Annotated in this window: 26 protein-coding genes; 15 read left to right on the forward strand and 11 right to left on the reverse strand. The window is 42.5% G+C overall.

Annotated elements, in window-relative coordinates; all coding sequences use genetic code 11:
* Window positions 1-121: 121 nt before the first annotated feature.
* Window positions 122-1,798 (forward strand): AMP-binding protein, encoded by a 1,677-nt coding sequence (locus ACNS8M_RS00845; protein WP_419225027.1) that lies wholly within the window; start codon window positions 122-124, stop codon window positions 1,796-1,798.
* A gap of 100 nt (window positions 1,799-1,898) precedes the next feature.
* On the opposite strand, the gene ACNS8M_RS00850 is transcribed toward ACNS8M_RS00845, so the two are convergent.
* On the reverse strand, window positions 1,899-2,279 hold the full coding sequence (locus ACNS8M_RS00850; protein ID WP_168460960.1) for a hypothetical protein: 381 nt from the start codon (window positions 2,277-2,279) through the stop codon (window positions 1,899-1,901).
* Window positions 2,280-2,383: 104 nt separating this feature from the next.
* On the opposite strand from ACNS8M_RS00850, the gene ACNS8M_RS00855 reads away from it, so the two are divergent.
* On the forward strand, window positions 2,384-2,782 hold the full coding sequence (locus ACNS8M_RS00855) for an MAPEG family protein (RefSeq protein WP_419225029.1): 399 nt from the start codon (window positions 2,384-2,386) through the stop codon (window positions 2,780-2,782).
* Between the two features lie 124 nt (window positions 2,783-2,906).
* Window positions 2,907-3,443: an inorganic diphosphatase gene (gene ppa, locus ACNS8M_RS00860; protein WP_004975651.1), complete on the forward strand. Its 537-nt coding sequence runs from the start codon at window positions 2,907-2,909 to the stop codon at window positions 3,441-3,443.
* Between the two features lie 98 nt (window positions 3,444-3,541).
* On the opposite strand, the gene ACNS8M_RS00865 is transcribed toward ppa, so the two are convergent.
* Both ACNS8M_RS00865 and ACNS8M_RS00870 read right to left on the reverse strand, forming a co-directional pair.
* On the reverse strand, window positions 3,542-4,870 hold the full coding sequence (locus ACNS8M_RS00865; RefSeq protein WP_419225030.1) for an OprD family outer membrane porin: 1,329 nt from the start codon (window positions 4,868-4,870) through the stop codon (window positions 3,542-3,544).
* Window positions 4,871-5,359: 489 nt separating this feature from the next.
* Complete coding sequence (locus ACNS8M_RS00870; RefSeq protein ID WP_179989575.1) at window positions 5,360-5,551, reverse strand: hypothetical protein; 192 nt, start codon at window positions 5,549-5,551, stop codon at window positions 5,360-5,362.
* Window positions 5,552-6,023: 472 nt separating this feature from the next.
* On the opposite strand from ACNS8M_RS00870, the gene ACNS8M_RS00875 reads away from it, so the two are divergent.
* Complete coding sequence (locus ACNS8M_RS00875) at window positions 6,024-6,779, forward strand: TorF family putative porin (protein WP_373683483.1); 756 nt, start codon at window positions 6,024-6,026, stop codon at window positions 6,777-6,779.
* Window positions 6,780-6,901: 122 nt separating this feature from the next.
* On the opposite strand, the gene ACNS8M_RS00880 is transcribed toward ACNS8M_RS00875, so the two are convergent.
* Together ACNS8M_RS00880 and ACNS8M_RS00885 are read right to left on the reverse strand one after the other, a co-directional pair.
* Window positions 6,902-8,389 (reverse strand): YifB family Mg chelatase-like AAA ATPase, encoded by a 1,488-nt coding sequence (locus tag ACNS8M_RS00880; RefSeq protein ID WP_168418358.1) that lies wholly within the window; start codon window positions 8,387-8,389, stop codon window positions 6,902-6,904.
* A gap of 69 nt (window positions 8,390-8,458) precedes the next feature.
* Entirely contained in the window at window positions 8,459-8,686 is a 228-nt protein-coding gene (locus ACNS8M_RS00885; protein ID WP_136143898.1) for an accessory factor UbiK family protein, read from the reverse strand.
* A gap of 275 nt (window positions 8,687-8,961) precedes the next feature.
* Between ACNS8M_RS00885 and glnK the strand changes: the two genes are divergently transcribed.
* The 7 genes from glnK to ACNS8M_RS00920 all read left to right on the forward strand — a co-directional run bounded on the left by glnK (window position 8,962) and on the right by ACNS8M_RS00920 (window position 15,163).
* Window positions 8,962-9,300, forward strand: coding sequence for a P-II family nitrogen regulator (gene glnK, locus ACNS8M_RS00890; RefSeq protein WP_004650081.1), 339 nt, complete (start codon window positions 8,962-8,964; stop codon window positions 9,298-9,300).
* A gap of 63 nt (window positions 9,301-9,363) precedes the next feature.
* Window positions 9,364-10,776: an ammonium transporter gene (locus ACNS8M_RS00895; RefSeq protein WP_325781434.1), complete on the forward strand. Its 1,413-nt coding sequence runs from the start codon at window positions 9,364-9,366 to the stop codon at window positions 10,774-10,776.
* 139 nt (window positions 10,777-10,915) lie between these two features.
* On the forward strand, window positions 10,916-11,374 hold the full coding sequence (gene nrdR / locus ACNS8M_RS00900; RefSeq protein ID WP_096902237.1) for a transcriptional regulator NrdR: 459 nt from the start codon (window positions 10,916-10,918) through the stop codon (window positions 11,372-11,374).
* A gap of 36 nt (window positions 11,375-11,410) precedes the next feature.
* On the forward strand, window positions 11,411-12,514 hold the full coding sequence (gene ribD, locus ACNS8M_RS00905; RefSeq protein ID WP_136144347.1) for a bifunctional diaminohydroxyphosphoribosylaminopyrimidine deaminase/5-amino-6-(5-phosphoribosylamino)uracil reductase RibD: 1,104 nt from the start codon (window positions 11,411-11,413) through the stop codon (window positions 12,512-12,514).
* Complete coding sequence (locus tag ACNS8M_RS00910) at window positions 12,511-13,803, forward strand: DNA adenine methylase (protein ID WP_131260998.1); 1,293 nt, start codon at window positions 12,511-12,513, stop codon at window positions 13,801-13,803. The genes ribD and ACNS8M_RS00910 overlap by 4 nt, the downstream gene beginning before the upstream one ends.
* Before the next feature lie 33 nt (window positions 13,804-13,836).
* A complete protein-coding gene (locus ACNS8M_RS00915) occupies window positions 13,837-14,496 on the forward strand; it encodes a riboflavin synthase (protein WP_096902235.1) in 660 nt (219 codons plus the stop codon).
* Window positions 14,497-14,617: 121 nt separating this feature from the next.
* Complete coding sequence (locus ACNS8M_RS00920) at window positions 14,618-15,163, forward strand: VTT domain-containing protein (RefSeq protein WP_325781435.1); 546 nt, start codon at window positions 14,618-14,620, stop codon at window positions 15,161-15,163.
* A gap of 67 nt (window positions 15,164-15,230) precedes the next feature.
* Here ACNS8M_RS00920 and ACNS8M_RS00925 read toward each other — a convergent pair whose 3' ends face one another.
* The 4 genes from ACNS8M_RS00925 to ACNS8M_RS00940 all read right to left on the reverse strand — a co-directional run bounded on the left by ACNS8M_RS00925 (window position 15,231) and on the right by ACNS8M_RS00940 (window position 18,110).
* On the reverse strand, window positions 15,231-15,449 hold the full coding sequence (locus ACNS8M_RS00925) for a hypothetical protein (protein WP_136144345.1): 219 nt from the start codon (window positions 15,447-15,449) through the stop codon (window positions 15,231-15,233).
* Between the two features lie 144 nt (window positions 15,450-15,593).
* Window positions 15,594-16,214 carry a cell division protein BlhA gene (gene blhA, locus ACNS8M_RS00930; RefSeq protein ID WP_168418362.1) on the reverse strand — a complete coding sequence of 207 codons (621 nt, stop codon included), beginning with the start codon at window positions 16,212-16,214 and terminating at the stop codon, window positions 15,594-15,596.
* Between the two features lie 47 nt (window positions 16,215-16,261).
* A complete protein-coding gene (locus ACNS8M_RS00935) occupies window positions 16,262-16,669 on the reverse strand; it encodes a DNA polymerase III subunit chi (protein WP_168418363.1) in 408 nt (135 codons plus the stop codon).
* A complete protein-coding gene (locus ACNS8M_RS00940) occupies window positions 16,662-18,110 on the reverse strand; it encodes a leucyl aminopeptidase (RefSeq protein ID WP_168460969.1) in 1,449 nt (482 codons plus the stop codon). Before ACNS8M_RS00940 ends, ACNS8M_RS00935 begins: the two co-directional genes overlap by 8 nt.
* Before the next feature lie 158 nt (window positions 18,111-18,268).
* Between ACNS8M_RS00940 and lptF the strand changes: the two genes are divergently transcribed.
* From lptF to ACNS8M_RS00960, 4 genes are all read left to right on the forward strand, one after another.
* The gene (gene lptF / locus ACNS8M_RS00945) at window positions 18,269-19,369 is read left to right on the forward strand and encodes an LPS export ABC transporter permease LptF (RefSeq protein ID WP_168460951.1); all 1,101 of its coding nucleotides are present in this window, start codon (window positions 18,269-18,271) and stop codon (window positions 19,367-19,369) included.
* Window position 19,370: 1 nt separating this feature from the next.
* Window positions 19,371-20,441 carry an LPS export ABC transporter permease LptG gene (lptG, locus tag ACNS8M_RS00950; protein WP_419225031.1) on the forward strand — a complete coding sequence of 357 codons (1,071 nt, stop codon included), beginning with the start codon at window positions 19,371-19,373 and terminating at the stop codon, window positions 20,439-20,441.
* A gap of 144 nt (window positions 20,442-20,585) precedes the next feature.
* Entirely contained in the window at window positions 20,586-22,133 is a 1,548-nt protein-coding gene (gpmI, locus tag ACNS8M_RS00955) for a 2,3-bisphosphoglycerate-independent phosphoglycerate mutase (RefSeq protein ID WP_168418366.1), read from the forward strand.
* An 18-nt stretch (window positions 22,134-22,151) separates the two neighbouring features.
* Window positions 22,152-23,321: a S41 family peptidase gene (locus tag ACNS8M_RS00960; protein WP_168525656.1), complete on the forward strand. Its 1,170-nt coding sequence runs from the start codon at window positions 22,152-22,154 to the stop codon at window positions 23,319-23,321.
* Between the two features lie 56 nt (window positions 23,322-23,377).
* On the opposite strand, the gene ACNS8M_RS00965 is transcribed toward ACNS8M_RS00960, so the two are convergent.
* Both ACNS8M_RS00965 and ACNS8M_RS00970 read right to left on the reverse strand, forming a co-directional pair.
* Window positions 23,378-24,805, reverse strand: coding sequence for a sigma-54-dependent transcriptional regulator (locus ACNS8M_RS00965; RefSeq protein WP_168541840.1), 1,428 nt, complete (start codon window positions 24,803-24,805; stop codon window positions 23,378-23,380).
* 43 nt (window positions 24,806-24,848) lie between these two features.
* On the reverse strand, window positions 24,849-26,417 hold the full coding sequence (locus ACNS8M_RS00970; RefSeq protein ID WP_168418369.1) for a sensor histidine kinase: 1,569 nt from the start codon (window positions 26,415-26,417) through the stop codon (window positions 24,849-24,851).

Raw genomic sequence — 26,417 nt, forward strand, 5'->3', positions numbered from 1 at the left:
TATATATGGTTTGTATTCGTGAAAATGGATGCAATATTGGACATAAACAAGCAAACAACGACGTCCGATATTGAGAAAAACAGTTTAAAACTAAGGATTATTGATTGGAGAAATTGGCATTATGGAAAAGATTTGGTTTGCTGAATACCAAAAGACAGGGATTCCAGAAACTGTAGAGCTACCTGCAGAAAACACGTCACTTGTAGATGTTTTTGAACGCAATTTCCAAAAATTTGGTTCGCGTGATGCCTTTATCTTTATGGATAAGGTTTTAACCTTTAGTGAGCTTGAAGAAGCAAGCCGTAAATTTGCAACTTATCTACAAAGTTTAGGTTTGGCACCAGGTTCGCGTGTTGCGGTGATGATGCCGAACGTTCTCCAATATCCTGTTGTTGCACTGGGGGTGTTCCGCGCAGGTTTAGTGTTGGTGAACGTGAACCCGCTTTATACTTCGCGTGAGCTTGAGCATCAGTTAAATGACTCAGGTTCTGAAGTTTTGGTAATTGTTGAAAACTTTGCCTCTGTTTATCAAGCCATTATTGGTAAAACTCCTGTGAAGCACGTGGTTGTTGCTTCTGTGGGCGATATGCTAGGTGCTTTAAAAGGTACTTTGGTGAATTTCGTTTTACGTTCAGTGCGTAAGCAAATTCCAGCATGGAACATTCCAGGTCACATTAAATTTAATGCGGCAATGTCTAAAGTGAATCCAAGCAACTACAAACGCCCAAGCTTAACTTTAAGTGATACTGCTGTATTGCAATATACAGGTGGTACAACTGGGGTATCTAAAGGTGCAGAATTAACGCATCGCAACCTTGTTGCTAACATGCTGCAATGTGATGGTATTTTCCAAAGTAAATTTGGTGCGCAAGATGGTCAGCCAGATGACCGTATTTTCTGTGCATTGCCGCTTTATCACATCTTTGCATTCATGGTGTGTGCACTTTACGGCATGTATAAAGGTCAGGCCAACGTACTAATTCCAAACCCGCGTGACTTACCTGCGGTAATGAAAGAATTGCGTAAATATCAACCGACATTCTTCCCTGCAGTAAACACGTTATTCAATGCGTTAGTGAACAATGAAGAGTTTAAGCAGCTTGATCACAGCAAATTGAAGATGGCGATGGGCGGTGGTATGGCAGTATTGCCATCAACAGCTGAAGCGTGGAAAAAAGTTACAGGTACCAACATTATTGAAGGTTATGGCTTATCTGAAACTTCTCCTGTTGCGACTGCAAACCCACCTGCATCTGAAGAATTTAGCGGTACGATTGGTATTCCATTGCCATTAACCGAAGTGGCTATTTTGGATGATGACGGTAATGAAGTTCCACTGGGTGAACAAGGTGAAATTTCAATCCGTGGTCCGCAAGTGATGCGTGGTTACTGGAACCGTCCAGACGAAACTGAAAAAGTTATGATCAATGGTTTCTTCCGTACCGGTGATATTGGTGTGATGGATTCACGTGGTTATGTGAAAATTGTAGACCGTAAAAAAGACATGATTTTAGTGTCTGGCTTTAACGTTTACCCATCTGAAATTGAAGAAGTTGTGTCTAAACACCCTAAAGTTTTAGAAGTGGCTGCCATTGGTGTACCTGATGAAAAATCAGGTGAAGTGCCTAAACTGTTTGTAGTGAAGAAAGACCCTTCATTGACGACAGAAGAAGTATTGGCATTCGCTAAAGAGAACCTAACTGGTTATAAACGCCCACGTTATGTAGAGTTTATGGATGAATTGCCAAAATCGAACGTAGGTAAAATCTTACGTAAAGATTTGCGTAAAACTGCATAATTCATTCAGCATATTCTAAAAAATGCCCCTGAACATTCAGGGGCATTTTTTATGGTTCTTTTTTAGAAAACCAATCGTTATATCTTAGAACAAAACAGCATTATTCTTTCATGAGCCAGCGGTCAAAATAACGACGTCCCACACCAACAATGCCTAAGAAAATAAACATAGCGCCAAATTGTCGGCTAAACCCAGACTGATTGAAACTGCCGTAACTCAAAATATTGTCAATTAGGCAATACACCACAATCACAATCAGCCAGTGCCACAGCGGTAAACGCTTAATACCCACGGCATAAAATGCGACCCACAATACGATAAAAGTAAAAATGGTGGACCATACATTCATGTTGGCACAAATCACCATCAATAAAAATGCCACAATAGGCAAGACAATTTTTAAAACACGATCCACTCGCAGTTGATGTTGGCGCTGCTTTTCAAGTACATCGAACATTTCCTTTTGATCAGGGCTGACCATAATGGATCCTTTATACAATTGCTTAAAACATGCTATTTAACAAAATTTATTCAAGAAATGCCATGTTATGATAAGTTCTAAACACAGTTTATGAGAAAAAATTGATGCAAAGCATAAGTGGGGTGGTTTATCTGATTATTATTGCCTGTCTGTTGCCCTATGTTTTTACAGTAGTGGCCAAAATGGCAGGTGGTTTTAAAAGTGAAGATAATCAAAATCCACGTGAATTTTTAGCCAAAGCAATAGGCTTAGCGGCACGTGCTAATGCGGTGCAACAAAATAGTTTTGAAAGCTTACCATTGTTTGTGGCAGCAGTATTGATGGCTGAATATATGGTCATCCCACAAGTGGTAGTGATGATGTTTGGTATTGCTTATATTGTACTGCGTATTGCTTACGGCATTTGCTATTTAGCCAATTGGGCCACTTTACGCTCAATTGTCTGGATTTTGTCATTGCTTTGCCCAATTTGTATTTTATTGATGGTGATTAAACTGACCTGATCAAGTCAGGTCTGAAAATATGTATTTTTACTTGGCAGATGTATAATCTCGCAGTAATTCCAGACCGAATACCGTTATAATTGACGCGGTTTTAAAAAGATTTAACTTGTTAAAGAGTGATGCTATGAGCTACAGCAATATCCCTGCGGGTAAAGATGCACCAAATGACATCTATGTAATTATTGAAATTCCTGCCAATGCAGCGCCAATCAAATACGAAATTGATAAAGATTCTGATGCGTTATTTGTAGACCGTTTTATGGGTACAGCAATGTTCTACCCAGCGAACTACGGTTATGTACCAAATACACTTTCATTGGATGGTGACCCGTTAGACGTATTGGTCGTAACACCACATCCAGTAGAGCCAGGTTCTGTGATTCGTTGCCGCCCAGTGGGTAAATTGAACATGGAAGATGACGGTGGTATTGATGCGAAACTGGTTGCTGTTCCGCACGAAAAACTAACCCCAATTTATAAAGATGTTCAAGAATATACTGATCTTCCACCATTGTTGATCAGCCAAATTGAACACTTCTTCCAACACTATAAAGACTTAGAACCAGGTAAATGGGTGAAGTTAAGTGGTTGGGAAGGTGCAGATGTTGCAAAACAAGAAGTATTGAACTCAATTGAAGGTTATAAAGCAGCAAATCCATAATTTGCGCTTAGCCTGCTAAGCTTTTTATTTTAAAGCTGAGATAAAAAAACCTGCACAATTTTTGTGCAGGTTTTTTATTGGGTTTCTATTCTGAGAAATTAGAATAATTTCACAGGAATATCTAACCAGATACGCCATTCATTGGTTGAGCCAATACCTTCGCTGTTATTCACTTTTTGGTTATTGTAGCTGCTACTTGAACGCAAGTACGAGTAGCGTAAGCGTAAGCTCGCATCTTTGAAGGCACCAGATTGAACCGTGTATTTCACTTGGTTGAAAAACTCATGTTCTTCAGCTTGATCAATAATTTCAGTTTGGTTGTCGCGTTCCGCAACATCAATATCCCAACCGTAAACAAATGCACTTGTCCAGTTCAAGCCAGGTAAACCGTGGTTTTTAAAGTTGTAGTTGTATTGCAAACCTACTGATTTTTCATCATTACCGTTGAAATCAGATAAGTATGAATTTGGTACATAAATACTTTGTAGACCATCTGCATTGTATGCATAGTCATAACCTGTATTGCCAGCATTATCTTGATAAGCCAGCATTACATTGTGAACATCTTTATTGTAGGTTGCCGAAACTCCCCAAATAGTGTTTTCACGGTCTGCAAGGTTATCTGTAGTATGTGAACCTGTGGCTGCGCCAGCTTCCCATTGTGTGTTATAGGCGACAGCATCTAAGGTTACATTTGCATCGTTTGGTACAGCAAAGTTGTAATTTGCATTGGCATAATGGCGTTCTAATTTATCTTTAACGTCTACCCCATAATAAGAGGCATTAACTTGGTCGTTAAACTTGTATTTTGCGCCCCAGAAAATAGCACTGTCCAAATTTTGTTGGTCTGAGCTGATATCATTAGACCATTGGTTTTTAGTAAATTTACCGCCAATTAAGGTCAAGTCTTTAATTTCATTACTTTCAATATAAAGACCAGTGTAGTACTCAGGGGTTAAACGAGCAGTATTGCTTGCAATTACTGGAATTTCAGATACTTGTGTACCATATTTAGCTGTGGTATTCGATACACGTGCTTTTACATAAGCACCGCCACGTGCCCAATGATCATAGGCATCTTTAGTTCCATCGGCATTATCTTGACTATGAGTTGGGATCATTTGGTTACCAGTATGCCCATTTTTACCGAGTTTAAATGAAGCATCCCCAATAATCCCTGCACCAAAACCAATTACACCTTTGGTAAAGCCTGAATCTAATTTGACAATTGCTGTTTGGGCAGCAGAACTAGTGTCATTAGTGAGACCATCTTTTTTATCACGATGTAAAAAACCTGTACGGAATAAAACCGAACCGTTTGCGTCTTCTACAAAGCCTTTAGATTCACTTTGTTCGCTAGCAAATGCAGTTGAAATAAGCGCTGCGTTGATCAATAACGCAAGTGTCAGTTTTTTAGATTTCAGCATTGGGAGACAGCCTCATGCGGTAAATGTGTAGTTGAAACGTAGCCGAATTGTATCGCTATTTAGGCGCGAAAATATCATTTTTAAGGGGCTTATGACACTAAAGTTAAGCATTTTTTCGATAAACTGTAGGGTCATTAAAAAGATTGAATTTTTAAAAGTTTAATAATTATTTTAATTTTTAGTAAAAACATGAACATAATTTTAAATGAGCTGAACAGTTAGAATGGATGACTTGGGAGCAATGCTTTAAGTTTTTTGTAAATTTTAGCCATAAAATCAGCTTTGTTTAATATTTCAGTAGTTTAAGTTAAGAATTTATGGCGAAATAAGTAAGTAAAAACCTAAAATTTTATGTTTATTTCATCTTGTTAAGTATTTACTCATAAGTGCGGTTTTAAATTTAAAAATAGATAAAGTTGGATATTTTGGTTTTTATTTGAACTAAAAGTATAAAAAATAGAATCGTGTTTATGGGGTGAGTAATAGTTTTTAGCTATGAGGTGTTTCATGTGAAATACGGTGTTTTATTTGCGCTGTTTTTGATGAATTTGACCCAATTAGTATTTCTCTCTTCGCTAAATTTTTAAGTGTAATAACTTCAGAAGAGATTGCATCGGCCTGCCACAATGCTGCTGAAATCTCACATTGGCTATTCGGTTTAACAATTTGAATGATATGCATGTTCTTGGTGCAAAAAAATTATTCGCATTCAAAAATATTTTTTCTAGGCCAAACATGCTGTTTGCCCTTAATGGGCAAGGGGCTATAAGCATATGAGTAATGACTTTGTCCCAGTTTTTAGTATATGCAAAGATGTGGGAATAAATGTTATTGCACTTTTTTAGGTAGTTTAAAATGGAGTTCTAAGTCAGGCACATCAAAAATGTTGCAATGTATTCGGTATCTGCACAGTAAATATGACTTAAACATCTACCTAAAAAGAATAAAAAAAGTATCTTATAGGCCACAGTGATAAAAACAAGAAATTTATTAATTTAAAAATAAACATAAATAACAATTATTTATATGTGGTTGTGAGCCTATTCTGAGTATGAAAAATCTTGTTTTTTTGAATGTTGGCACACGGTTTGCAATCCTCCATGTGAGTTAAACAACAATAGACACAAGCATCTCATCAGATGCAGGGGGAATAATCATGAACATGGGATTTAAAACACTTTTTGCAGCAGCGATGATGGCAGCATCTGGTCTAAGTATGGCTTCAGAAGCAACTTCAGCATTGTCTTTTAGTGGTACTGCGGCAATGACCAGTGATTATCGTTTTCGTGGCATGACACAAACAATGAGTGATCCTGCGGTGCAAGCAGGTTTTGCGTTGAGCCATGATTCAGGCCTTTATGCCGGTGTGTGGGGTTCCAATGTCGATTTTGGCGGTACAGCACATTTAGAACTTGACCCTTATTTGGGTTATGCCACTACTTTAGACAGTTTTGCCAGCAAGCCATTATTAGACGTGGGTCTATGGTATTACCTTTACCCAAGTGAAAGCGATTTAAACTGGTTGGAAGCCTATGCCAAATTGGGCTTTAGCGATGTAGGATTTAAAGATGCCAGCTTATCTACCGCAATTAACTACTCCAATGATTTTCTAGGTGGTGATACAGATGCTTGGTATTTCAATGCAACTTATAGCGTACCGTTTGCAGATACAGGTTTTTCAGGTGTTGCGGGTATTGGTTACACCCTAGCAGATGATTTTGATTTTGGTGGTGGTGAAGACAGTTATATCGACTGGAAAGCAGGTGTGAGCTATAGCTTTGCATCAGTAGAAGGTTTATCTGCTGAATTGGCTGCAGTTGGTACAGATATTGATACAGATGGCATGTCACACGCTGCGAAGCGTGGTGTTGAAACAGGTGCTGTGTTTACTTTGACCAAAGCATTCTAAGTCCTCTGTATTTAGGATAAATAAGAAGCTCCAATTGGGAGTAACATCCAAAAGAATAACAAGATAACTCGCCCATTGCTTAGACATGGCAATGGGCTGTTTTTATATCTCAATATTTTCGCCTAGGCTGGATTGCCACGATAAGACAATGCTTCACTCAAATGGCCGCTTTGAATCTGTTCACTTTGCGCCAAGTCTGCAATAGTACGTGCGACGCGTAACACCCGATGATAAGCGCGTGCAGACAAATTTAACCGTTGTTGTGCAATGGTTAAAATATCCTGTGCAGTGCCATCTAATAGGGCAAACTGTTCTAATTGTTTTGGGCTGAGCGACATATTTAAGCCCTTTTGTCGTTGCATTTGCAATTCATAAGCTTGAATTACGCGTTTTCGCACCGTTTCGGAATCTTCAACAGGTCTACTGTCTTGTAATTCATGGGCTTGTAGTGGTGGAACATCAATATGTAAATCAATGCGGTCTAACAGTGGTCCTGAGATACGATTTTGATAGCGTTTAATACTTTCTGTAGAGCATTGACAGCGCACGTCCTGATTAAAAGCATAACCACAGGGGCAGGGGTTCATTGCAGCCACCAATTGAAAGTTCGCAGGAAAGGTAATTTGTCGCGATGCCCGAGAAATCACAATTTCTTTAGACTCCAACGGTTGCCGCAATACTTCTAATACTTTCTTATCAAACTCAGGTAATTCATCTAAAAACAACACGCCTAAGTGCGCCAGCGTGATTTCGCCAGGTTTTGGATATGAGCCACCCCCGACCAATGCTACGGCAGAGGCAGTATGATGTGGGGCACGAAATGGGCGTTGCCCAAAAGTATGCGGTGTGTTGGCGACTGAGTAGATACTCGCAACTTGTAAATTTTCTTGTAAATCTAAGGGCGGTAAAATACTGGCAAGGCGAGAAGCCAACAAGGTTTTACCTGTGCCTGGCGGGCCTTTAAACAACAAGGAGTGTCCGCCTGCTGCTGCAATTTCCAAAGCACGTCTTGGGCGTAATTGCCCTTTTACATCTGCCAGATCAAAAGCCGAAGCCGAGAGCAAAGGCTGGTTTGCTGGCGTGACTTTATGAAGTGGCTGATGTTGTGCCAAATGCTCACAAACTTGTTTTAAGTGATTGGCAGCAAAAACTTCAAAGTCTGGTAATTGTGCGGCTTCTTGCGCATTTTGTTCGGGTAAAACTAAACAGTGCTGTGCCTGTTGGCAGGCAATCGCAATACTCAGCGTACCTGTAGTTGGACGCAATTGACCATCTAAAGCCAGTTCACCAATAAATTCTAAACCATCGCTACTGTGTTCGGGCAGTTGACCTGAAGCAATCAAAATGCCCAAAGCAATGGCAAGGTCAAGGCGAGAACCATCTTTAGGTAAGTCTGCTGGTGCTAAATTAATGGTTAGACGTTTGCTTGGAAATTGAAAACCACTATTGATAATGGCAGAGCGTACCCGATCTTTACTTTCACGGACTGCCGCTTCGGCTAAGCCGACAATCGTCAAAGAGGGTAAACCCTGACTTAAATGGACTTCGACTTCAATGGCAGGGGCGTGCAGACCCAATAGCCCCCGTGTATAAACTTTGGCAAAAGACATTATTATTATGATCCGTTTTGGTGCGTTATTTTTATAGGTGTTTGGTCTTTTATGGCACTAAATTGGTGCTTATTTTTTGAGCTGCATCTTTTGTTCGAGCATTTCGACTTGTTTTAACAATTCATTTAAACGCAAATTGGCATTATTCAGCGCAGTACGCTGACGATCTAGCTCATCTTGAGAGACCAAATCCATTTTTGTCACGGCTTCATTCAGTAAAGCACGTAAATTATGTTCTAAATCTTTTTTGGGTTGTTCAATTTGTTCCAAAATGGCTTGTAATAAAGTTTCAATCATTGTTGTTTCCACACAGATGGACAAAGGTAGGCAGTGTAGCACTGGTCTTTAATAGACTATAGCATTTCAGACGAAATATGGATTTATTCGATGAGTAAAATCGTAAATCTTCTAGTAAATATGTCTATTTTTTGAAGATCAAAACCATATAAATGTATAAAATAAGGTATAAAGAAAACTCATGTCACGGTTTCTAATTTCCCCCGACCTTAGAACTTTGGCATGGAATTTGAACATAAAACCTTACTGGTGAATTAAGCCGAAGGAAAACAAACATGAAGCTCGTAACTGCAATTGTAAAACCCTTTAAATTAGATGATGTGCGTGAAGCATTATCTGAAATTGGTGTTCAAGGGATCACCGTAACAGAAGTCAAAGGCTTCGGTCGCCAAAAAGGTCACACCGAACTTTATCGTGGCGCTGAATACGTCGTTGACTTCTTGCCTAAAGTTAAAATTGAAATCGCAATTAGTGATGAAATGGTGGATTCGGTGATTGAGTCAATCACTCGTGTTGCTAGTACAGGCAAGATTGGTGATGGCAAAATCTTTGTTACTAACCTCGAACAAGTCATCCGTATTCGTACAGGTGAAACGGGTGCAGACGCTGTTTAAGAAAATGGCACGAAGTTTGCTGAGTACCTAATAACTCACAAAAACAAAGGTCGGGGGACACAAATGAAAAAAATGCTACTCGCGCTGAGTCTATCAGGCGCACTTCTTGGTGGTTCTGTTGTTTGGGCTGAAGAAGCCGTAACAGCCACCGCACCAACTTCAGATGTTGCAGTGCTTGAAACTGCCGAAACATCTCCTATCGAAACAACAAATGCAACAACAGAAGTTGCAGCTGTAGCAGAAGTCAGCACGACTGAAGCTGCTGAACCAGAAGCTGTATTAGATACAGGCGATACCGCTTGGATTTTAGTTTCGACTGCTTTAGTTTTACTCATGACCATTCCTGGTTTGGCACTGTTTTATGGCGGTATGGTACGCAAGAAAAACGTACTCAATACTATGGCCTATAGCTTTGTAGCAGCAGCCGTGGTCAGTATTGCCTGGGTGGCAGTGGGCTATAGTTTGGCTTTTGGTGAAGGTAATGCCTTTATTGGTGGTCTAGACAAAGTCATGCTGGCGGGCATTGGTACCGATGCGCTCAGTGGCAGTATTCCTGAAATTCTATTTGTGATATTCCAAATGACCTTTGCCATTATTACTGTGGCAATTATCAGTGGTTCAATTGCAGAACGAATGAAGTTTGGTGCCTTTGTTGCCTTTATCGCGATCTGGGTGGTCGTGGTCTATGCACCAATTACCCACTGGGTATGGGGTGGTGGTTGGTTAGGCAATGATGGTGCACTTGATTTTGCTGGTGGTACTGTTGTTCATATTAACTCGGGTGTTGCAGGTTTGGTTGCTGCATACATGTTGGGCAAACGTATGGGCTTGGGCCGTGAATCTATGGCTCCGCATAACCTGACTTTGACTGTACTGGGTGCCAGTTTACTCTGGGTGGGCTGGTTTGGTTTCAACGGTGGTTCTGCTTTAGGCGCGAATGGTGCAGCGGGTTATGCCTTAGTTGTGACTCAAGTGGCAGCCGCAGCCGCAGCAATCGCATGGCTTGTTGTTGAAAAACTGGTACGTGGTAAAGGTTCGGTATTAGGTGCTGCATCGGGTGCTGTTGCAGGTTTGGTGGTGATTACTCCAGCAGCAGGTTTTGTGACTGTTGGTGGTGCATTAGCGATGGGTTTAATTGGTGGTGTCGTATGTTTCTGGGGTATTACTGCCTTAAAACGCGCCCTGAAAGCTGATGACTCTCTAGATGCCTTTGGACTACATGGTGTAGGTGGTATTGTCGGTGCAATTTTAACCGCCTTCTTTGCCAGCGAGTTTATTATGGGCGATGCTGCACCAAGCAACTTGATGAGCCAACTTTGGGTGCAAGTTGAAGGTGTGTTAGCGACCATTGCTTACTCAGCTATACTGACTTTCATCATCTTAAAAGTAATTGATCTAACCATCGGTATTCGTGTGGCTGCAGAAGATGAGCGTATGGGACTCGACTTAAGCCAACATGGTGAACGTGTAGAATAATTCAGACAGCACATAATCAATATATTGTGTAAAACAGCCCTTCGGGGCTGTTTTTTTTCTATATGTTGCGTAAAACTCTACAAAGTTTGGAAATTTTGCTACACTGCATTTTCATTTAAATTTGTGCAATTAAACCGCTATGCATTGTCCATTTTGCAACACTGCAGACAGTAAAGTGATTGACTCACGTTTGGCGGCAGAAGGCTGCCAAATTCGCCGACGTCGTGAGTGTATTGGCTGTGGTGAACGCTTTACCACCTTTGAAAGTTATGAAGTGGTCATGCCTCGGGTAATTAAATCCGATGGTAAAAGTGAGCCTTTCGATGAAGCCAAGTTGCGTCGTTCGTTAATGCATGCTTTGCAAAAACGTCCTGTGACCCAAGAGCAAATTGAAACGGTACTTAGTGACATCCAACTGCAAATTCGCCGTTTGGGAGAGCGTGATGTGAAATCACGTACCATTGGTGAGGTTGTTATGCAGGCTTTATTTGCATTGGATCATGTCGCTTATGTACGTTTTGCCTCGGTGTATCAAGACTTTCAGGATGTTGAAGCCTTCCGTCGCCAAATTGAACAAATGCAGTCGCGTGAGCAATAAAGCACAATGCCAGCATCTATTCCACAGCATCCATCCATGACTGAACTCAATACTGACGCGCAACCTGATGATCTTTTTTGGATGCGTCGTGCCATTGAACTGGCACGTTTGGGGCAATACAGCACTAAGCCAAATCCGAACGTGGGCTGCGTTATTGTTAAAGATGCCCAATTATTGGGCGAAGGTTTCCATCCGCGTGCAGGACAGCCACATGCCGAAGTCTTTGCTTTGCGTCAGGCCGCTGAACAAGCGCAGGGTGCAACCGCCTATGTGACCTTGGAACCTTGTGCACACTATGGGCGCACACCACCATGTGCCAAAGCCTTGGTTGATGCAGGCGTGGTCAAAGTGGTTGTGGCTTGTCCAGACCCAAATCCATTGGTGGCAGGTAAAGGCGTTCAGATTTTACAGGATGCAGGTATTCAGGTCAGTGTGGGCGTGGCAGAAGCTGAAGCAGCACAGTTAAATGCAGGCTTTTTAAAAGCTATGGCTACAGGTATGCCTTATGTGCGTTTAAAAATTGCCTCTAGTTTGGATGGTCGTACCGCCATGGCTTCGGGTGAATCTAAATGGATTACAGGGGCTGCAGCACGTGCAGATGTGCAACATTGGCGTGCAATTTCTGCAGCAGTCATTACGGGTATTGATACGGTACTGGCCGATGACTGTCTGCTCAATGTACGTCAGTTGGCAGCGGTGGATGATCTTCACAATGTGGTACAGCCAAAACGGATTATTTTAGACCGTCAAGGTCGTTTGCCTTTGAGCGCACAAATTCTGCAGCAACCTGAAACCGTGATGGTGATGGGGCCGTATCGTGCAGAGTTGGCAGCCTTAGGCGTGATACAATTGGCGGTACAGCCTTTGGCAAGCTTACTGGCTGAACTGGTCAAACAGCATCAAATTTATGATGTACTGGTTGAGGCAGGCGCAACTTTATCTACCGCTTTCTTGCAAGAAAGCTTAGTTGATGAAGTCATCAGCTATGTGGCGCCTACATTATTAGGGCAATCAGCACGTGCCATGTTTAATGCAGAATTTGAGCAGATGGCAGAGCAACTTCGATTTAAACTTTGCGACGTCACTCAATTGGGTGATGACGTGCGCCTTAGGTTAATTCCTTCTCAAGAGACACTATGAGTTCAGAGTCAACGGTTTATCACAAACGTCGTCATGCGGCACGCACCACCGATGAATACTTATTTCATCAATTGGTGCCTTATTTGGGCAATAAACGCCGTTTACTGCATCTGATTTTAGAAGCCCTTGAACAGACAGGAACGCTACATCCTAAAGATGGTCGTGCCCCAATTTTTGCTGACTTTTTTGCAGGCTCAGGCGTGGTATCACGTTTGGCTCGCCAAAATGGCTATCGGGTAATTGCCAATGACTGGGAACCCTACAGCCATGCCTTAAACCATGCGATTTTGGCCTGCACCGAAGCACCTGCGTTTAAAGAATTAGGCGGTTATCAAAAAGCCATTGATTATTTGAACCGCTTGCCTGAAGTCAAAGGCTGGGTAACGCATAACTTATGCCCACGTAACGACGAAATTTATGACCCGAGCCGTGACCGTTTATTTTTTAAACGTCGTAACGGTATGCGTATTGATGCGATTCGTCAGCAAATTGCCACGTGGCAAGCGCAGGGTGCAATTGATGATGTTGAGATGTCGGCCTTGTTGGCACCTTTACTCTATTCTGCCAGTTTTGTCAGCAATACCAGTGGGGTATTTAAAAGCTTCCACCATGGTTGGGGTGGTAAAACTAAAACTGCACTAGAACGAATTGAATCGTTATTGTGGCTCACGCCAAGCCGTTTTTGTGAAATTGGCGATGCCAGCAAACCTGCTGCAGAAATGTGGTGTGTTGATGCACAGCATCTGGCTAATCAAATGAGTGGTTTTGAGGTTGATGTCGCGTATTTGGACCCTCCATATAACCAACATGCCTATAGCAGTAACTATCATGTTTTAAATGCTTTAACGCTGTGGGATCAGGTCGATTTACCCACTCCAGACACCAAAGGCTTTAAAAGTGGTATTGACCGTGCGTGGCGTAAGGAACGTCCAAGTCCATACAACTCTTCCAAGTATGCCAAAGAGGCTTATGAAACCTTATTGGAAACCATCAATGCACGTTTTATTCTGACCAGCTATTCTACCGATGGTAATATCAGTGCCACTGACTTGCTACAAGCTAACTTGAAACGTGGCCGCGTGACATTATTGACGCAAGATGTGCCACGTTATCGTGTCAGTAAGCAGCGTCAGTCTGAACGTGCGCGCGTGCTGGAATTTATTGTGATTACCGACACCCATGCCAAATCAGGCCCGCCAATTCGTCAGTTGCTGGGTCAGTTGTACCATTTTGCAGAATTGGGCGGTGTCGATACCTCAGGGGTGAGTACCCAGCTGGCCTTGTGGTAAGCCCACCTTAATGAACACATTAGAGAAAGAATTATGTTTACAGGCATTATTGAAAGTTTAGGTAAAGTGGAAAGCCTGCAAAGTGTGGGCGGTGATGTACGTTTGCGTATTCAGACAGATTTAGATATGTCAGATGTGCATTTGGGTGACTCGATTGCCACCAATGGTATTTGTCTAACCGTGATTGAGTGGGGCGATAACTGGTATGCGGCAGATGTGTCGCGTGAAAGTCTGAACCGCACCACTTTAGGTACATGGAAAGTCGGTCAACCTGTCAATGTTGAAAAGGCCATGCTGCCAACCACACGTTTTGGTGGGCATATCGTGAGTGGGCACGTAGATGCCGTGGGTGAAATTACCGTGGTGCGTGAAGATGCACGCTCGATTTACTATGAAGTGACTGCACCTGCAGAAATTGCCAAATATTTGGCAGAAAAAGGCTCGGTGACGGTAGATGGCATTAGCCTGACTATTAACCATTTACGTGGCAGCATCATCAGTCTAAATTTAATTCCACATACGGCAGAACGCACCAATATTGGTACATGGAAAGTCGGCAGCAAAGTCAATTTAGAAGTGGATGTATTGGCACGCTATATTGAGCGTTTGCTATTGGGTGATAAAGCTGCAGAAACCACACAGCAATCCAAAATCAGCATGGAGTTTTTGGCTGAAAATGGCTTTTTAAAATAAGCACAACGCCGTTAAATTTAAACAGTCTGATTGAAAAATTAGACTGTTTTTTTATTTTTAGGGATAATTCAGCCGAATAAAGTCATTTTTTCATCATGGATGATGCATTGGTTTATTGTAGATGATTGATATTTTAATGAATTTGGAATACTGGCTGCCCATATTACTCGATAATTATGGGGTGTGGATTTATGCCATTTTGTTTCTGATCATTTTTGCAGAAACAGGTTCCGTGTTTATGTTCTTTTTGCCAGGTGACAGCTTGCTGATCGCCATTGGTGCGCTGTGCTCTACCACTGACGTGGTGCATTTGCACTATATGGGCATTTTGCTTTTTGTTGCTGCGGTCTTGGGATATAGCGTCAACTACTACACTGGACGCATATTGGGACTAAAATACTTTCATCAGCATTCACGTTATTTCAAACCCGAATATATTGTAAAAACCAACCTTTATTTTATGAAACATGGCGGTAAAACTATTTTAATGGCACGTTTTATACCTTTCGTGCGGTCTTTTGCACCCTTTGCAGCAGGGTCGGGGCATATGCCTTTGGCGACTTTTACTGTGTATAACGTAGTCGGTGCTGCTGTGTGGATTTTTTCTTTAATGGCAATAGGTTACGGTTTAGGTAATATTTTATCTTGGTTGGGTGATTGGATTTAAACCCTTAATTTTATTTTGGCTAGTGCTAAAAAAAGCCCACAGTGTGGACTTTTGATCATATTTGGTTTTAGTGTTTGATGACTGTCAACTCAGTACCACCTAAACGTGGCACAATTGCGTTATCGCTTTGAATTGAAAACTCACCTTTTTCAGCCTCTTTAGATAAGTACATGCATAATGATTGGAAGTCTGCACGACTCATCCATAGATCCTGAGCACGAATACTCCACTGTTCGCCCGTATGTAGATGGTCGATTTTTCCTGAAATTTTCGTCAAGATATCCATTTGAAACCCATGATTGCAAAAGTCATAAAAGGAAATAAAAGTTGAAAATTCAACTTTTTCCGAGCGCTCATGATGTGACAGAAATGTTGCAGTTTAATGACACTTAGGTTAAGACTTTGGGTTAATTTTGTATAAAAAGTAAAATTATTCTTTAGAAAAATTTGAATTTTTTAAAATATAGTCTATTTCTTCCTGAGCGGCAGCATGCAGGCGTGCACGGAAAATGGTCACCGCCTGTTCAATCTGGGTTTCTGCTTCTAATTCTAAACGCAAACGCACACTTTCCAATTCAGACAGGATTTGATCATCACTAACACTTAAAGCTGCTTTATTAAAACTCAGTGCAGGGAATTCAGGGTTTTTCTGATAACGTGCGATATAGGTTGAAATTTCATGATCCAAACTTTGGCGCATAATGGCTAGGGTCTGGGTTTGCTCTGCAAAGCGCTGTGCTTCATCTTGTTGTAACTGTGCAGCATAGGCTGCTTGTTCCGCGCGCTGCTGTTCCAGTTTTTTCTCTAAGGCCAACTGACGACGCTGGCGAGCTTCTTCAATCAAGCGTGCTTTTAAATCAGCATAAGCTTGTTCAATGGTGTTCTGAGATTGCTGTTGTGCACGTTGATCTTGGGCAATCCAGTTTTGCAAATTCGTTTCAGGTTGCAAGACTTCACAGATGCGGTAAAGATCATCCATAAATGTCTGGCGCACAGCCTGAGGCGCAGTTAACCAGCGCTGTTTAAAATCTGAGCCGACATTTAAGGTCACAACAACTCTCCTTATTCTGAGCAGTATTTGTAAAAATCGTTTTAAAATTAAAGCTTAAACGTCTGTGGTTCTATGCCCAAACGTCGATATTGTTTAAATTTTTCACGCCCAAGCACTTTGGCGGTATCGTGATTTTCAATAATCTCAATAATGTGACTAAATTTTGCATAGGCTTCAAGTGCCTGACTGTTAAAATTAAACACAATCCAGTCCGATTCAAGTGGTAATTCGGCAGAAATACATACACTGGCCTGTGTTTGGTTGATGCCATGAGGAATAAAACTGCTGGCATCAAAGCTCCATAGACGTTCATCTAAGGCTTGTTGCAAGTCAGCGTCAGGGCAGTGCAGCCAAATGCGCGCCTGCTGCCGCAGAATTTTGCGGCATAAACGGCAAGTGCTTTCCACTTGCCGTTCAGGGCTTTTTTCAAACAAATAAAAGCTGACTTTAGCCATTATGGCCTGCACGTTGTGCAAGGAATTGCATCAATAATGGAACAGGACGGCCTGTTGCACCTTTATTGCTGCCTGAGTTCCATGCTGTACCTGCAATATCTAGGTGCGCCCAACGGTAGTCACGGGTAAAGCGCTGCAAGAAACAAGCTGCAGTCACTGAACCTGCTTTTGGCCCACCAATGTTGCCAATGTCGGCAAATGGTGAATCCAGTTGTTCCTGATAGTCATCAATTACAGGCATGCGCCATACACGGTCAAATGCAGTTTGTCCTGCGGCTTCCAATTCTGCTGCCAGTTCATCGTCAGGGCTAAACATACCGGTTAGCACTGAACCGAGTGCAACCACGCACGCGCCTGTTAAAGTGGCAATATCAATCACCAACGCAGGGTTGAAGCGTTTCACATAGGTAAGGGTATCGCACAGTACCAAACGACCTTCGGCATCGGTATTTAAAATTTCGATGGTTTGACCGCTCATACTGGTCACAATATCACCTGGGCGGGTTGCTTTACCTGAAGGCATATTTTCAGCCGCAGCAATGGTGCCGACCACATGAATTGGCAAACGTGCTTCGCACAGTGCGCGCATGGTGCCTAAGACTGAGGCAGAACCACACATATCAAATTTCATTTCATCCATGCCTAAGCCAGGTTTGAGTGAAATGCCGCCTGTATCAAAAGTAATCCCTTTACCCACTAAGACCACAGGGGCTTCATCACGCTGCGCTTGGTATTCAAGACTAATGATGCGCCCTGGACGGTCTGAACCCTGACTGACTGCAAGGAATGCACCCATGCCCAGTTCCGCCATTTGTGCTTCATCTAAAATGGTGACTTTGAGCAGGTCTGGAAACTCTGCCGCCAAGGCTTGAGCCTGTTCTGCCAAATATTCAGGGAAGCAAATGTTGCCCGGACGGTTGCCCAAGTCACGTGCCATGTTTTGCCCTGATTGCATGGCTTCAATTAACTGCAACTGATCGGCAGTGAGTGAACTTTCCTTGGCAATTAAGTTGATCTGTTCAAGATTAAATTCATTCTTTTTACTTTTGAATTCATCAAAGGCGTATGCCGCTTGGGTGAGACTGAGTGCAAATACATAGTGCAACTCGCTTGGCAAGGCAGACAGATCAATGCTGATCTGTTTAAATTTTTTTTGTGAAGATTTGATAATGCTTTGTGCAATTTTTGCCAGCTTGGTAGGCTGTAATTCTTCAACTTTGCCTAAGCCAATCAGAGCGCTATGTGCGCATTCTGCAACATTGGCCACCAGACTTAGACTTTCATTTAAGCCTGCTTTAAATTGTGTGGCATCAAGAATACGGTCTAAATCCTTGATTTGATAAGCAGCAGTTGCCTGTGGAACTTGCTCTGCAGCCACTAAAATCAACAAATATTCATTGGCGCTTTGCGCTGGGAATGACGTACTTAAGCTAAATTTTATCACTGGATTTTATGCCTATCTAAATGTGCAAACTATGCAACCATTGAAACATTTTTATGCGTCGAGTTTCAATGTATAACAAGGTGATAGGTTTTATATTTTCAACATTCAGGTAAACTAACGCGAATTGGATTCCCTCACATTTTGGAAGAAATAATTTGATTATTCGGCGTTATTTGGTCAAGCAAGTTGTGTCGACATCCTTGGTTGTGATTGCCTTACTGACCTTGATCATGATGGGTGGTCGACTGATCAAGTATTTTGGCGTAGCTGCGCAAGGGCGTTTGGATGCGAGTATTTTATTCAGCATCATTGGCTATCGCTTGCCTGAATTTTTGACGCTGATTTTACCTTTAGGTTTCTTTATTGGTCTGATGCTGGTCTTTGGTCGTTTATATGTCGATCATGAAATGGCGGTACTCAACAGTAGTGGTGTGAGTCGACATCAGCTGGCACGTTTATTGGTACCTATGACGTTGGTGTTTCTGATTGTGCAAGGCTTTTTGATGCTGTGGGCATCGCCTTGGGGGATTCGTCAGTTTGAAGCACTGACCACCAGTCAGGCGGTACGTACAGGCTTTGACTTGGTGCGGCCCAAAGAATTTATATCTTCGGGGCCATACACCATTTATGCAGGCGATTTATCTGAAGACCGTAAAAACCTTAAAGATATTTTCTTCTATCAACGGGCTGAAAAAGCAGGCCGCCCTGATGTGATGATTTTGGCCAAAGAGGCTACACGGGTGGAACTGGAAAATGATCCTGCCAATGTGGTGGACTTAGTTGAAGGCCGCCGTTATGAAATATTCCCTGGCACAGCCAAATATTCACAGGCAGAATTCCAAAGTTATCGTTTACGTTTAGAAAATGACAAAGAAGCCAAATTTGAAAGTGCTGAAGTCGAAGCTTTAACCACGTCACAACTCTGGAAAAATCGTGAAGACCCTGTGGTGGCCAGTGAGCTAGGTTGGCGTATTTTTGTGCCGTTTGCAATTGTGGTAGCGCTGTTTTTAGCAGTGGCATTATCAGAAGTGAGTCCACGACAGGGACGTTATTTAAAACTATTTCCAGCTTTGTTAATTTTTGCCAGTTTGATCGTGGCACTGATGGCAGTTAAAACCCGTGTTAGCAAGGAAGAGATGGGCATGATTGCCTATCCACTGGTGTTGTTGGCGTATACCATTGCCGCAGCCTTGTTCTCGCGTAAACAAAAACTGGCACCTAAAATTAAGCAGCAAATTCAGCGAGTGAGGTCTTAAGATGTTGGCACGTCGTATAGTTGCAAAACACGTTACCAAGACCACGGCATTGGCTATGTTTGGTGCCACCGCAATTCTGTCAGGTTTACAGGTGTTGTTTACCTATTTGGGAGAGTTGGGTTCACTCAAAGAAGGCTATGGCGCATGGCAGGCACTGCTGTATGTGTTGTGGGGTGCACCAACCTATCTTTATGAAATTTTACCTATTTCTGCCTTAATTGGTGCAGTTTTAGGTTTGGGTACTTTGGCATCCAACAGTGAATTGATTGTGATGCGCTCTGCGGGAATTAGTCTGTGGCGTATTGTGGGATGGGTCATTCGTTCCGCTTTGGTGTTGGTCGTTCTGTCGTTTGTACTCAGTGAGTGGGTGATACCGTATACCAACGAACAGGCCAAAAGTGTTAAAAGTCACCGCAGCGTAGCGGAGTTGGGCGAAGTTCGTGGCTATTGGTCACGTGAAGGCAATCGTTTTATTTATATTGACTATGCCAATGCACAAGGTCAGCTAAAAAATGTGCAGGTGGTCGATTTTGATGACAACTATCGTTTACGTGGCACGCTGTCTGCCGAACAAGGGCAGTTTGTAAAAGATGGTAGTTGGTTGCTGAATCAAACTGAACAGATGGATATTTTGCAGGCAGGTAACGCGACCTTGGCCAAAAATAGCCAACAAGCATTGGCTTTGGCTTTGCAGCCGAAATATGTACACATGGTCACCATCGACCCTGAAGATTTATCACCTAGCCAGTTGGTGAGTTTCATGAGTTATATGCATGAATACAGCCAAGTGCCAAAAACTTACCAATTGGCCTTTTGGCAAAAACTTGGTGCGCCATTTGCCCTAATTGCCTTGGTGGTGATTGCCTGTTCCTTTATTTTTGGGCCGTTACGTCAGCAATCTATGGGTTTTCGTTTGGTGATTGCCTTATTTGTGGGTTTAACCTTCTTTTATTTGCAGGATTTCTTGGGCTATGCAAGCTTGGTTTATGCACCATCGCCTGCGTGGTTCGTATTTATTCCTATTGTTCTGATGTTTGTCATCGGCGGCTATTTATTGCATCGTGCACGCTAAGTGCGCACCGATGCTGCTGCTTTTCTGTTTGATTGGCTAAACCTATCTGAATCAGTGGTGGAAACCATCTTCTGAACATAGAGTCTTGACGCAAAATTCGTTAAGATAGCATGATTAATTTGTAGACGAAAAAGAGTATTGATTATGGCGGATGCAACTGCTGGCAAAATCCCTCACGTATTGGTGATTATGGATGGTGTGGGTCATCGCGAAGCGGTCGAAGACAACGCGTTTTTAGCAGCGAAACGACCAAATTTGACTGCTATGCAGGAAAAGCATCCGCATGGTTTGATCTCTGGTTCTGGTGAAGATGTTGGCCTGCCAGATGGTCAAATGGGCAACTCTGAAGTGGGTCACATGAACTTGGGCGCAGGGCGCGTGTTATACCAAGACTTTACCCGTATTACCAAAGACATCCGCACAGGTGCTTTTTTTGAGCATGAGGTGTTGGTGGATGCTGTAGAAAAAGCCAAAGCTGCTAACGGTGCAGTGCACATTTTGGGTTTATTGTCTGAAGGTGGTGTGCATTCGCATGAAGATCACATTGTGGCGATGGCAGAATTGGCACTTAAACGTGGTGCAAAAGTGTATCTACATGCCTTTTTAGATGGTCGTGATACACCACCCAAAAGCGCACAGCCTTCTTTAGAAAAACTGGATGCATTATTTGCACAATATCCAGGTCAGGGGCGTATTGCTAGCTTAATTGGCCGTTACTTTGCAATGGATCGTGACAACCGTTGGGATCGTGTAGAACAAGCCTATCGTCTACTCACTGAAGGTGAGGCAGTGCGTACTGCTGCAACTGCGGTAGAGGGCTTGGCAGCGGCTTATGCAGCAGATGAAAGCGATGAGTTTGTTAAAGCCACTCGTATTGGTGAAATTGCCCAGATTCAAGATGGCGACAGCGTGGTATTCATGAATTTCCGTGCTGACCGCGCGCGTGAATTAACCAAAGCCTTTGTGGAACAGGACTTTGCTGGCTTTGAGCGAAAAGTTGTGCCGCAATTGTCTAAATTTGTGATGTTGACCCGTTATCAAGCCAGTATTGCTGCGCCTGTGGCGTATATGCCAGAAGATTTGAAAAACTCAATTGGTGAGTACTTATCAGACTTAGGTAAAACCCAGTTGCGTATTGCCGAAACTGAAAAATATGCACACGTGACCTTCTTCTTTAGTGGTGGCCGTGAAGATGAATATCCGGGTGAAAAACGCATCCTGATTCCATCACCAAATGTGGCAACTTATGACTTAAAACCAGAAATGAGTGCTTATGAAGTGACCGATGAACTGGTTGCTGCAATCAATTCAGGTGAGTATGACTTGTTGGTGGTGAACTATGCCAATGGCGATATGGTCGGTCATACTGGTGTTTTTGATGCTGCAGTGAAAGCGGTTGAAGCGGTCGATACCTGCTTGGGTCGCGTCTATGAAGCGGTGATGGCGAAACAGGGTCACATGATTATTACTGCTGACCATGGTAACGTTGAACAAATGCAAGACTATGACAGTGGTCAGGTACACACGCAACATACGACTGAATTGGTGCCATTCATTTATGTAGGCCCAACACAGGCGACTATTGCAGAAGGTGGTGTGTTGGCAGACGTTGCGCCAACTTTACTGAATTTGATGCAATTGCCTGTCCCTGCAGACATGCAAGGTCGTAACTTAATTTGCCTACAGGCATAACCTCAGACTGGTGATGGAATGACGGCTCACAAAATTTATGCATTGGCATTGACGACATTGCTGTTGTGGGTTGGTCATTCCCAGACTTGGGCTGCACCTGATGAGTTAGAGCTGGATGGGCCAACACAGGCACAGGATTATGTAGATGTGCCTGTCGAGGCGATTCAGGAGTTTGTACAAATTTATGGCATAGTCAAAGACAACTACGTGACTGAAAAAAGTGACGATGCCTTATTTCAGCAAGCCATTCGTGGCTTGGTGAGCGGTTTAGACCGCTATTCGCGTTATTTAACTGCAGAAGAATATAAACAGCTTCTACAATATACCGAAGGCGATTTGGCTTCGGTCGATTTTAATTTACGTTATGAAATGGCCCAGCAGCAGTGGGTAATTCAGAACTTAAATACCGATGCAGACTCTGCCAAACAAGGACTGCGTAATGGTGATAGCCTGTTCAAAATTGATGATCAGGAATTAAGAAAACTCACTGCAGAGCAGGTCAATAACTTGCTCACAGGTTCAGTAGGTTCGACTTTAAGTGTACAGCGTGCGGCCAATCAGCCCTCTATGTTATTGGTGCGCAACAAAAAAGTGGAAACTGATATTCAGGCACAAATGCTTCCGAATCAGGTCTTGTTGCTTAAGGTCCGCGTGTTTCAGCAAGATACTGCTAATGAAATCAAACGCTTAATTGAAGAACATAGTACACCACGTTTAAGAGCTGTATTGATTGACTTGCGTAATAACCCAGGGGGCTTGTTGTCTGCTGCAGTAGAATCTGCCGATTTATTTCTAAATCAGGGTGTGATTGTATCGACCAAAAGTCGTTCTGAGGGCGATCAGCAATTTCAGGCATTACCAAGTTTTGAATTTCAAAATTTAAAAGTAGGGGTACTGATTAATCAGCGTTCGGCTTCGGCCGCAGAGGTCTTTACTGCTGCTTTGAAAGATCACGCACGAGCTTGGGTCATGGGTGAAAAAAGCTATGGCAAAGGTGTGGTACAGAAGCTGTTTCCTCTCAGCGATGGTTCAGCCTTGCAAATGACGGTTTCGCATTACTACACCCCACGCGATCAAATGATTGAAGGCGTAGGGATTCAGCCGAATCAGCAATATATCCAAACTGCAGAGATGAAAGAGGATGCCTATTTAGAGCATGTGGCAAACTTGTTGCTCAGTCGTCGTTAATACGATCATTGGTCATTCACAAATTACAACGCATACAGTTTGAAGATGAATAGTGCTTATTCATCTTCAGTATCAAGCCCAAATTTTTTCAAACGATAACGTAAAGAACGGAAAGACATCCCCAGTTTTTTTGCGGCTAAGGTGCGGTTCCAGTGGGTTAGATTCAGGGCATTCAGTAAAATATCTTTTTCCACTTTTTCTAAATAAGCTTCTAAACCTTCTTCTGGCAGTTTACGTCCTGTTGGCATCGCATCTGACATGAGTGTGTTATTTGTGTCTGAGGATGACGGAGTCTCAGTGCTAGTTTCCATACTAAACTGTCGTAATGGCGCAGTTTGCAGGTGTTGTAGATCAATGACGGCATCATCACTCAGGGTCATGGCGCGTTCAATAATATTGCGTAATTCACGCACGTTGCCAGGATAGTATTGTTCCAGTAAAAATTGCTGGGCCCGTGGGGTGAGCTGTTTAGCAGGAATATCCCATTCTTGTGCGACTTTTTGAATGAAGTGATCTGCCAGTAATAAAATATCTTGTTCACGTTCACGCAGGGCAGGCAAAACCAAATCCATCACATGAATACGGAAAAATAAATCCTGACGGAAACGTCCTTGCTGAACCAAACTTTCTAAGTCTTGATGACTGGCACTGATCACACGAAAATCGACATCAATTTCGGTGTCTGAACCGACAGGACGAATCCGTTTTTCCTGAACCGCACGCAGCAGTTTGACTTGCATACTCAGTGGCAACTCGGCTATTTCATCTAAGAACAAGCTGCCACCATGTGCAGATTGAATCAAACCCTGTTTGTCTTGGGTTGCGCCTGTAAAGCTGCCTTTTTTATGCCCAAACAGCTCGCTTTCCATGAGCTCGGTTGGAATTGCCCCGCAGTTAATTGCAATAAATGGCCCTTCATTGCGGTTACTTAAACGGTGTACCAAATTGGCAACTACTTCTTTCCCTGTACCTGATTCGCCTGTAATAAACACAGGCGCTTGCGAGCGGGCAATTTTTTTGATGGTGCTGCGTAATTGCTGAATAGGCAAAGATTGCCCAATCAACATTTTGTATTCGAGTTGATCTTGGCTGTTTGGTTCGGCTTTATCAAACGGCTTATTTAGCGCTTTTTCAAGGAGTTGCTGCAAATGCATCTGATTAACTGGTTTGCTAACAAAGTCAAATGCACCCGCCTTTAATGCCGCAATTGCAATTTCCATATTGCCATAAGCTGTTAACACGGCTACGGGTAAATTGGGATATTGCTCTGCAATGAATTCCACCAGTTGTATACCATTGCCATCGGGTAGGTTTAAGTCGGTTAAACAAGCATCATAATGATGTTCAGCCAAACGCTGTTTCGCTTGTTCCAGACGGTAGGCCACATGAGTTTGAATGCCCATGCGAGCCAAAGTCATTTGCATAAGAGTACAAAGGTCTTCTTCGTCATCGACCAATAAAACCAAAGGTTGAACAGCGTGCATATTTTCCCCAAAACAACACAAAAACTACATCGTTAAATAAAGACTAAATCGCGGGTGGGCATTGGCATTTAATTCTGAAACATGCCCCTTGTTTTTGTTCTACATAGCTTAGCTTGGCTTGATTGGCTTCGCAAAAACTATGTGATAAATATAATCCTAAACCAGTTCCATTAATTTCGGTACTGAAAAATGGTTGGAACAGATAGCGAATATCCTGACTGGCAACCCCTGAGCCAAAATCCTGTACATCAATGTAAATATGACTTGCTTGATGATATGCATGAATTTCTATGGCTTGCTGATCTGCTGAATTGTGTCGAATGGCATTGCGAATCAGGTTTATTAGCACTTGGCGTAACTGTAATTCATCAAACAGAATACTGATTTGATTTTCAAGTTGCAGCCGAATTTTACTGGCAGCATCGGGTAAATCTTCCCTAATGAGTTGCGGCAAAAATTGGTTTAGCTGAATCACTACAGGTGTGGTTTGTTTGTTTTTCACCATACTTAAGGTGTCGTGAATAATTTTATCAATCCGGGCCGCTTGTTTACTGATCATGCCGGACAACAATTGTTGTTGTGCTGCGTCACTGCCACTGAGGAGCGTATTGGCCTGTACAATGGCAGCCAGTGGATTACGGATTTCGTGGGCAATACTGGCTGATAATTGCCCTAAGGCCGCCAGTTTGAGTTGCTGGACTTGTTGATTTATTTTTTGTCCATCCTGAAGTGCCAATAAGGTTAATGTTTGATGCGGTACTTTGAGTTTTTGCACCTGAATATGCACGTGAAAATTGCTGAGTTGTGATTCAAACTGAAATTTTTCACCATCTTGTAACTGGTCAAATTTGAACAGATCAAATAAATCGGGCTGAATTTTATACAGTGGATAGGTTGAGTGTGCGTATTGTGCAGGAATACCCAATAAATAACAGGCCGCAGGGTTGCTTAAAACCACATGACAATTTTCATCTAGCACCAAATAACCCATTTCCGTTTGTTCTAAAATATACCGATTAATATTTTGTAGGCGGTGCAGTTCTAAAGATTGCGAAAAGTTGAGATTTTCTAACAGCTGAAAGCGTCGTACCGCAATACGGCCACTGCCATAGACCACCCAAAATAAAAATGCCAGCAGGGCACTATGACCAATATTATTCAGTGAAGAAAAGGCCAGTAAGCTGCCAACAAAATGTTGGTAAATCACCATAATCATGGCAATGAGGGTGATGGCTAAGGCTTTACGTTTTTGCAGCAATAACGATGCCGCAAAAATCGTGATCACAAACAATAAACTTAAATAGAGGTTGGGTCCATCGGTTGCAAAAGTCAGGCTACTCAGCGCAATAATATCAACCGCAAAAAATAGAGTCAGTTGTTGGCTGCTTTTGAAGGGAATATATTTATAGCTGATCAGTTGCACACAGCTAAACACAAAATAGCAGACCAGTGTATACAGATATAAACCAGGATGTTGATACTGTGAACCAAGCTGCTGAAAGGTGAGTAGGGTAATCAGCAGTAAACAAAAGGCAATTAAAAGCCGATACGCACCATACCACATGCCAAGATGATACTGATTTAACTCAGAATGTTGTTTTAAATCTGGCAT

Origin of the sequence: Acinetobacter sp. A2, assembly GCF_048537555.1 — a bacterium.
GTDB lineage: Bacteria > Pseudomonadota > Gammaproteobacteria > Pseudomonadales > Moraxellaceae > Acinetobacter.

Bases quoted from the DNA above. Each gene is read 5' to 3' on its own strand.
- ACNS8M_RS00960 (WP_168525656.1), top strand. From the start codon at position 22,152: ATGACGGCTCACAAAATTTATGCATTGGCATTGACGACATTGCTGTTG.
- ACNS8M_RS00920 (WP_325781435.1), top strand. From the start codon at position 14,618: ATGATTGATATTTTAATGAATTTGGAATACTGGCTGCCCATATTACTC.
- glnK (WP_004650081.1), top strand. From the start codon at position 8,962: ATGAAGCTCGTAACTGCAATTGTAAAACCCTTTAAATTAGATGATGTG.
- ACNS8M_RS00885 (WP_136143898.1), bottom strand. From the start codon at position 8,686: ATGATTGAAACTTTATTACAAGCCATTTTGGAACAAATTGAACAACCC.
- ACNS8M_RS00895 (WP_325781434.1), top strand. From the start codon at position 9,364: ATGAAAAAAATGCTACTCGCGCTGAGTCTATCAGGCGCACTTCTTGGT.
- ACNS8M_RS00915 (WP_096902235.1), top strand. From the start codon at position 13,837: ATGTTTACAGGCATTATTGAAAGTTTAGGTAAAGTGGAAAGCCTGCAA.
- ACNS8M_RS00880 (WP_168418358.1), bottom strand. From the start codon at position 8,389: ATGTCTTTTGCCAAAGTTTATACACGGGGGCTATTGGGTCTGCACGCC.
- nrdR (WP_096902237.1), top strand. From the start codon at position 10,916: ATGCATTGTCCATTTTGCAACACTGCAGACAGTAAAGTGATTGACTCA.
- ACNS8M_RS00925 (WP_136144345.1), bottom strand. From the start codon at position 15,449: ATGGATATCTTGACGAAAATTTCAGGAAAAATCGACCATCTACATACG.
- ACNS8M_RS00855 (WP_419225029.1), top strand. From the start codon at position 2,384: ATGCAAAGCATAAGTGGGGTGGTTTATCTGATTATTATTGCCTGTCTG.
- ACNS8M_RS00935 (WP_168418363.1), bottom strand. From the start codon at position 16,669: ATGGCTAAAGTCAGCTTTTATTTGTTTGAAAAAAGCCCTGAACGGCAA.
- ACNS8M_RS00870 (WP_179989575.1), bottom strand. From the start codon at position 5,551: ATGCATATCATTCAAATTGTTAAACCGAATAGCCAATGTGAGATTTCA.
- ACNS8M_RS00910 (WP_131260998.1), top strand. From the start codon at position 12,511: ATGAGTTCAGAGTCAACGGTTTATCACAAACGTCGTCATGCGGCACGC.
- ppa (WP_004975651.1), top strand. From the start codon at position 2,907: ATGAGCTACAGCAATATCCCTGCGGGTAAAGATGCACCAAATGACATC.
- gpmI (WP_168418366.1), top strand. From the start codon at position 20,586: ATGGCGGATGCAACTGCTGGCAAAATCCCTCACGTATTGGTGATTATG.
- ACNS8M_RS00845 (WP_419225027.1), top strand. From the start codon at position 122: ATGGAAAAGATTTGGTTTGCTGAATACCAAAAGACAGGGATTCCAGAA.
- ACNS8M_RS00965 (WP_168541840.1), bottom strand. From the start codon at position 24,805: ATGCACGCTGTTCAACCTTTGGTTTTATTGGTCGATGACGAAGAAGAC.
- lptG (WP_419225031.1), top strand. From the start codon at position 19,371: ATGTTGGCACGTCGTATAGTTGCAAAACACGTTACCAAGACCACGGCA.
- ACNS8M_RS00970 (WP_168418369.1), bottom strand. From the start codon at position 26,417: ATGCCAGATTTAAAACAACATTCTGAGTTAAATCAGTATCATCTTGGC.
- ACNS8M_RS00850 (WP_168460960.1), bottom strand. From the start codon at position 2,279: ATGGTCAGCCCTGATCAAAAGGAAATGTTCGATGTACTTGAAAAGCAG.
- ACNS8M_RS00865 (WP_419225030.1), bottom strand. From the start codon at position 4,870: ATGCTGAAATCTAAAAAACTGACACTTGCGTTATTGATCAACGCAGCG.
- ribD (WP_136144347.1), top strand. From the start codon at position 11,411: ATGACTGAACTCAATACTGACGCGCAACCTGATGATCTTTTTTGGATG.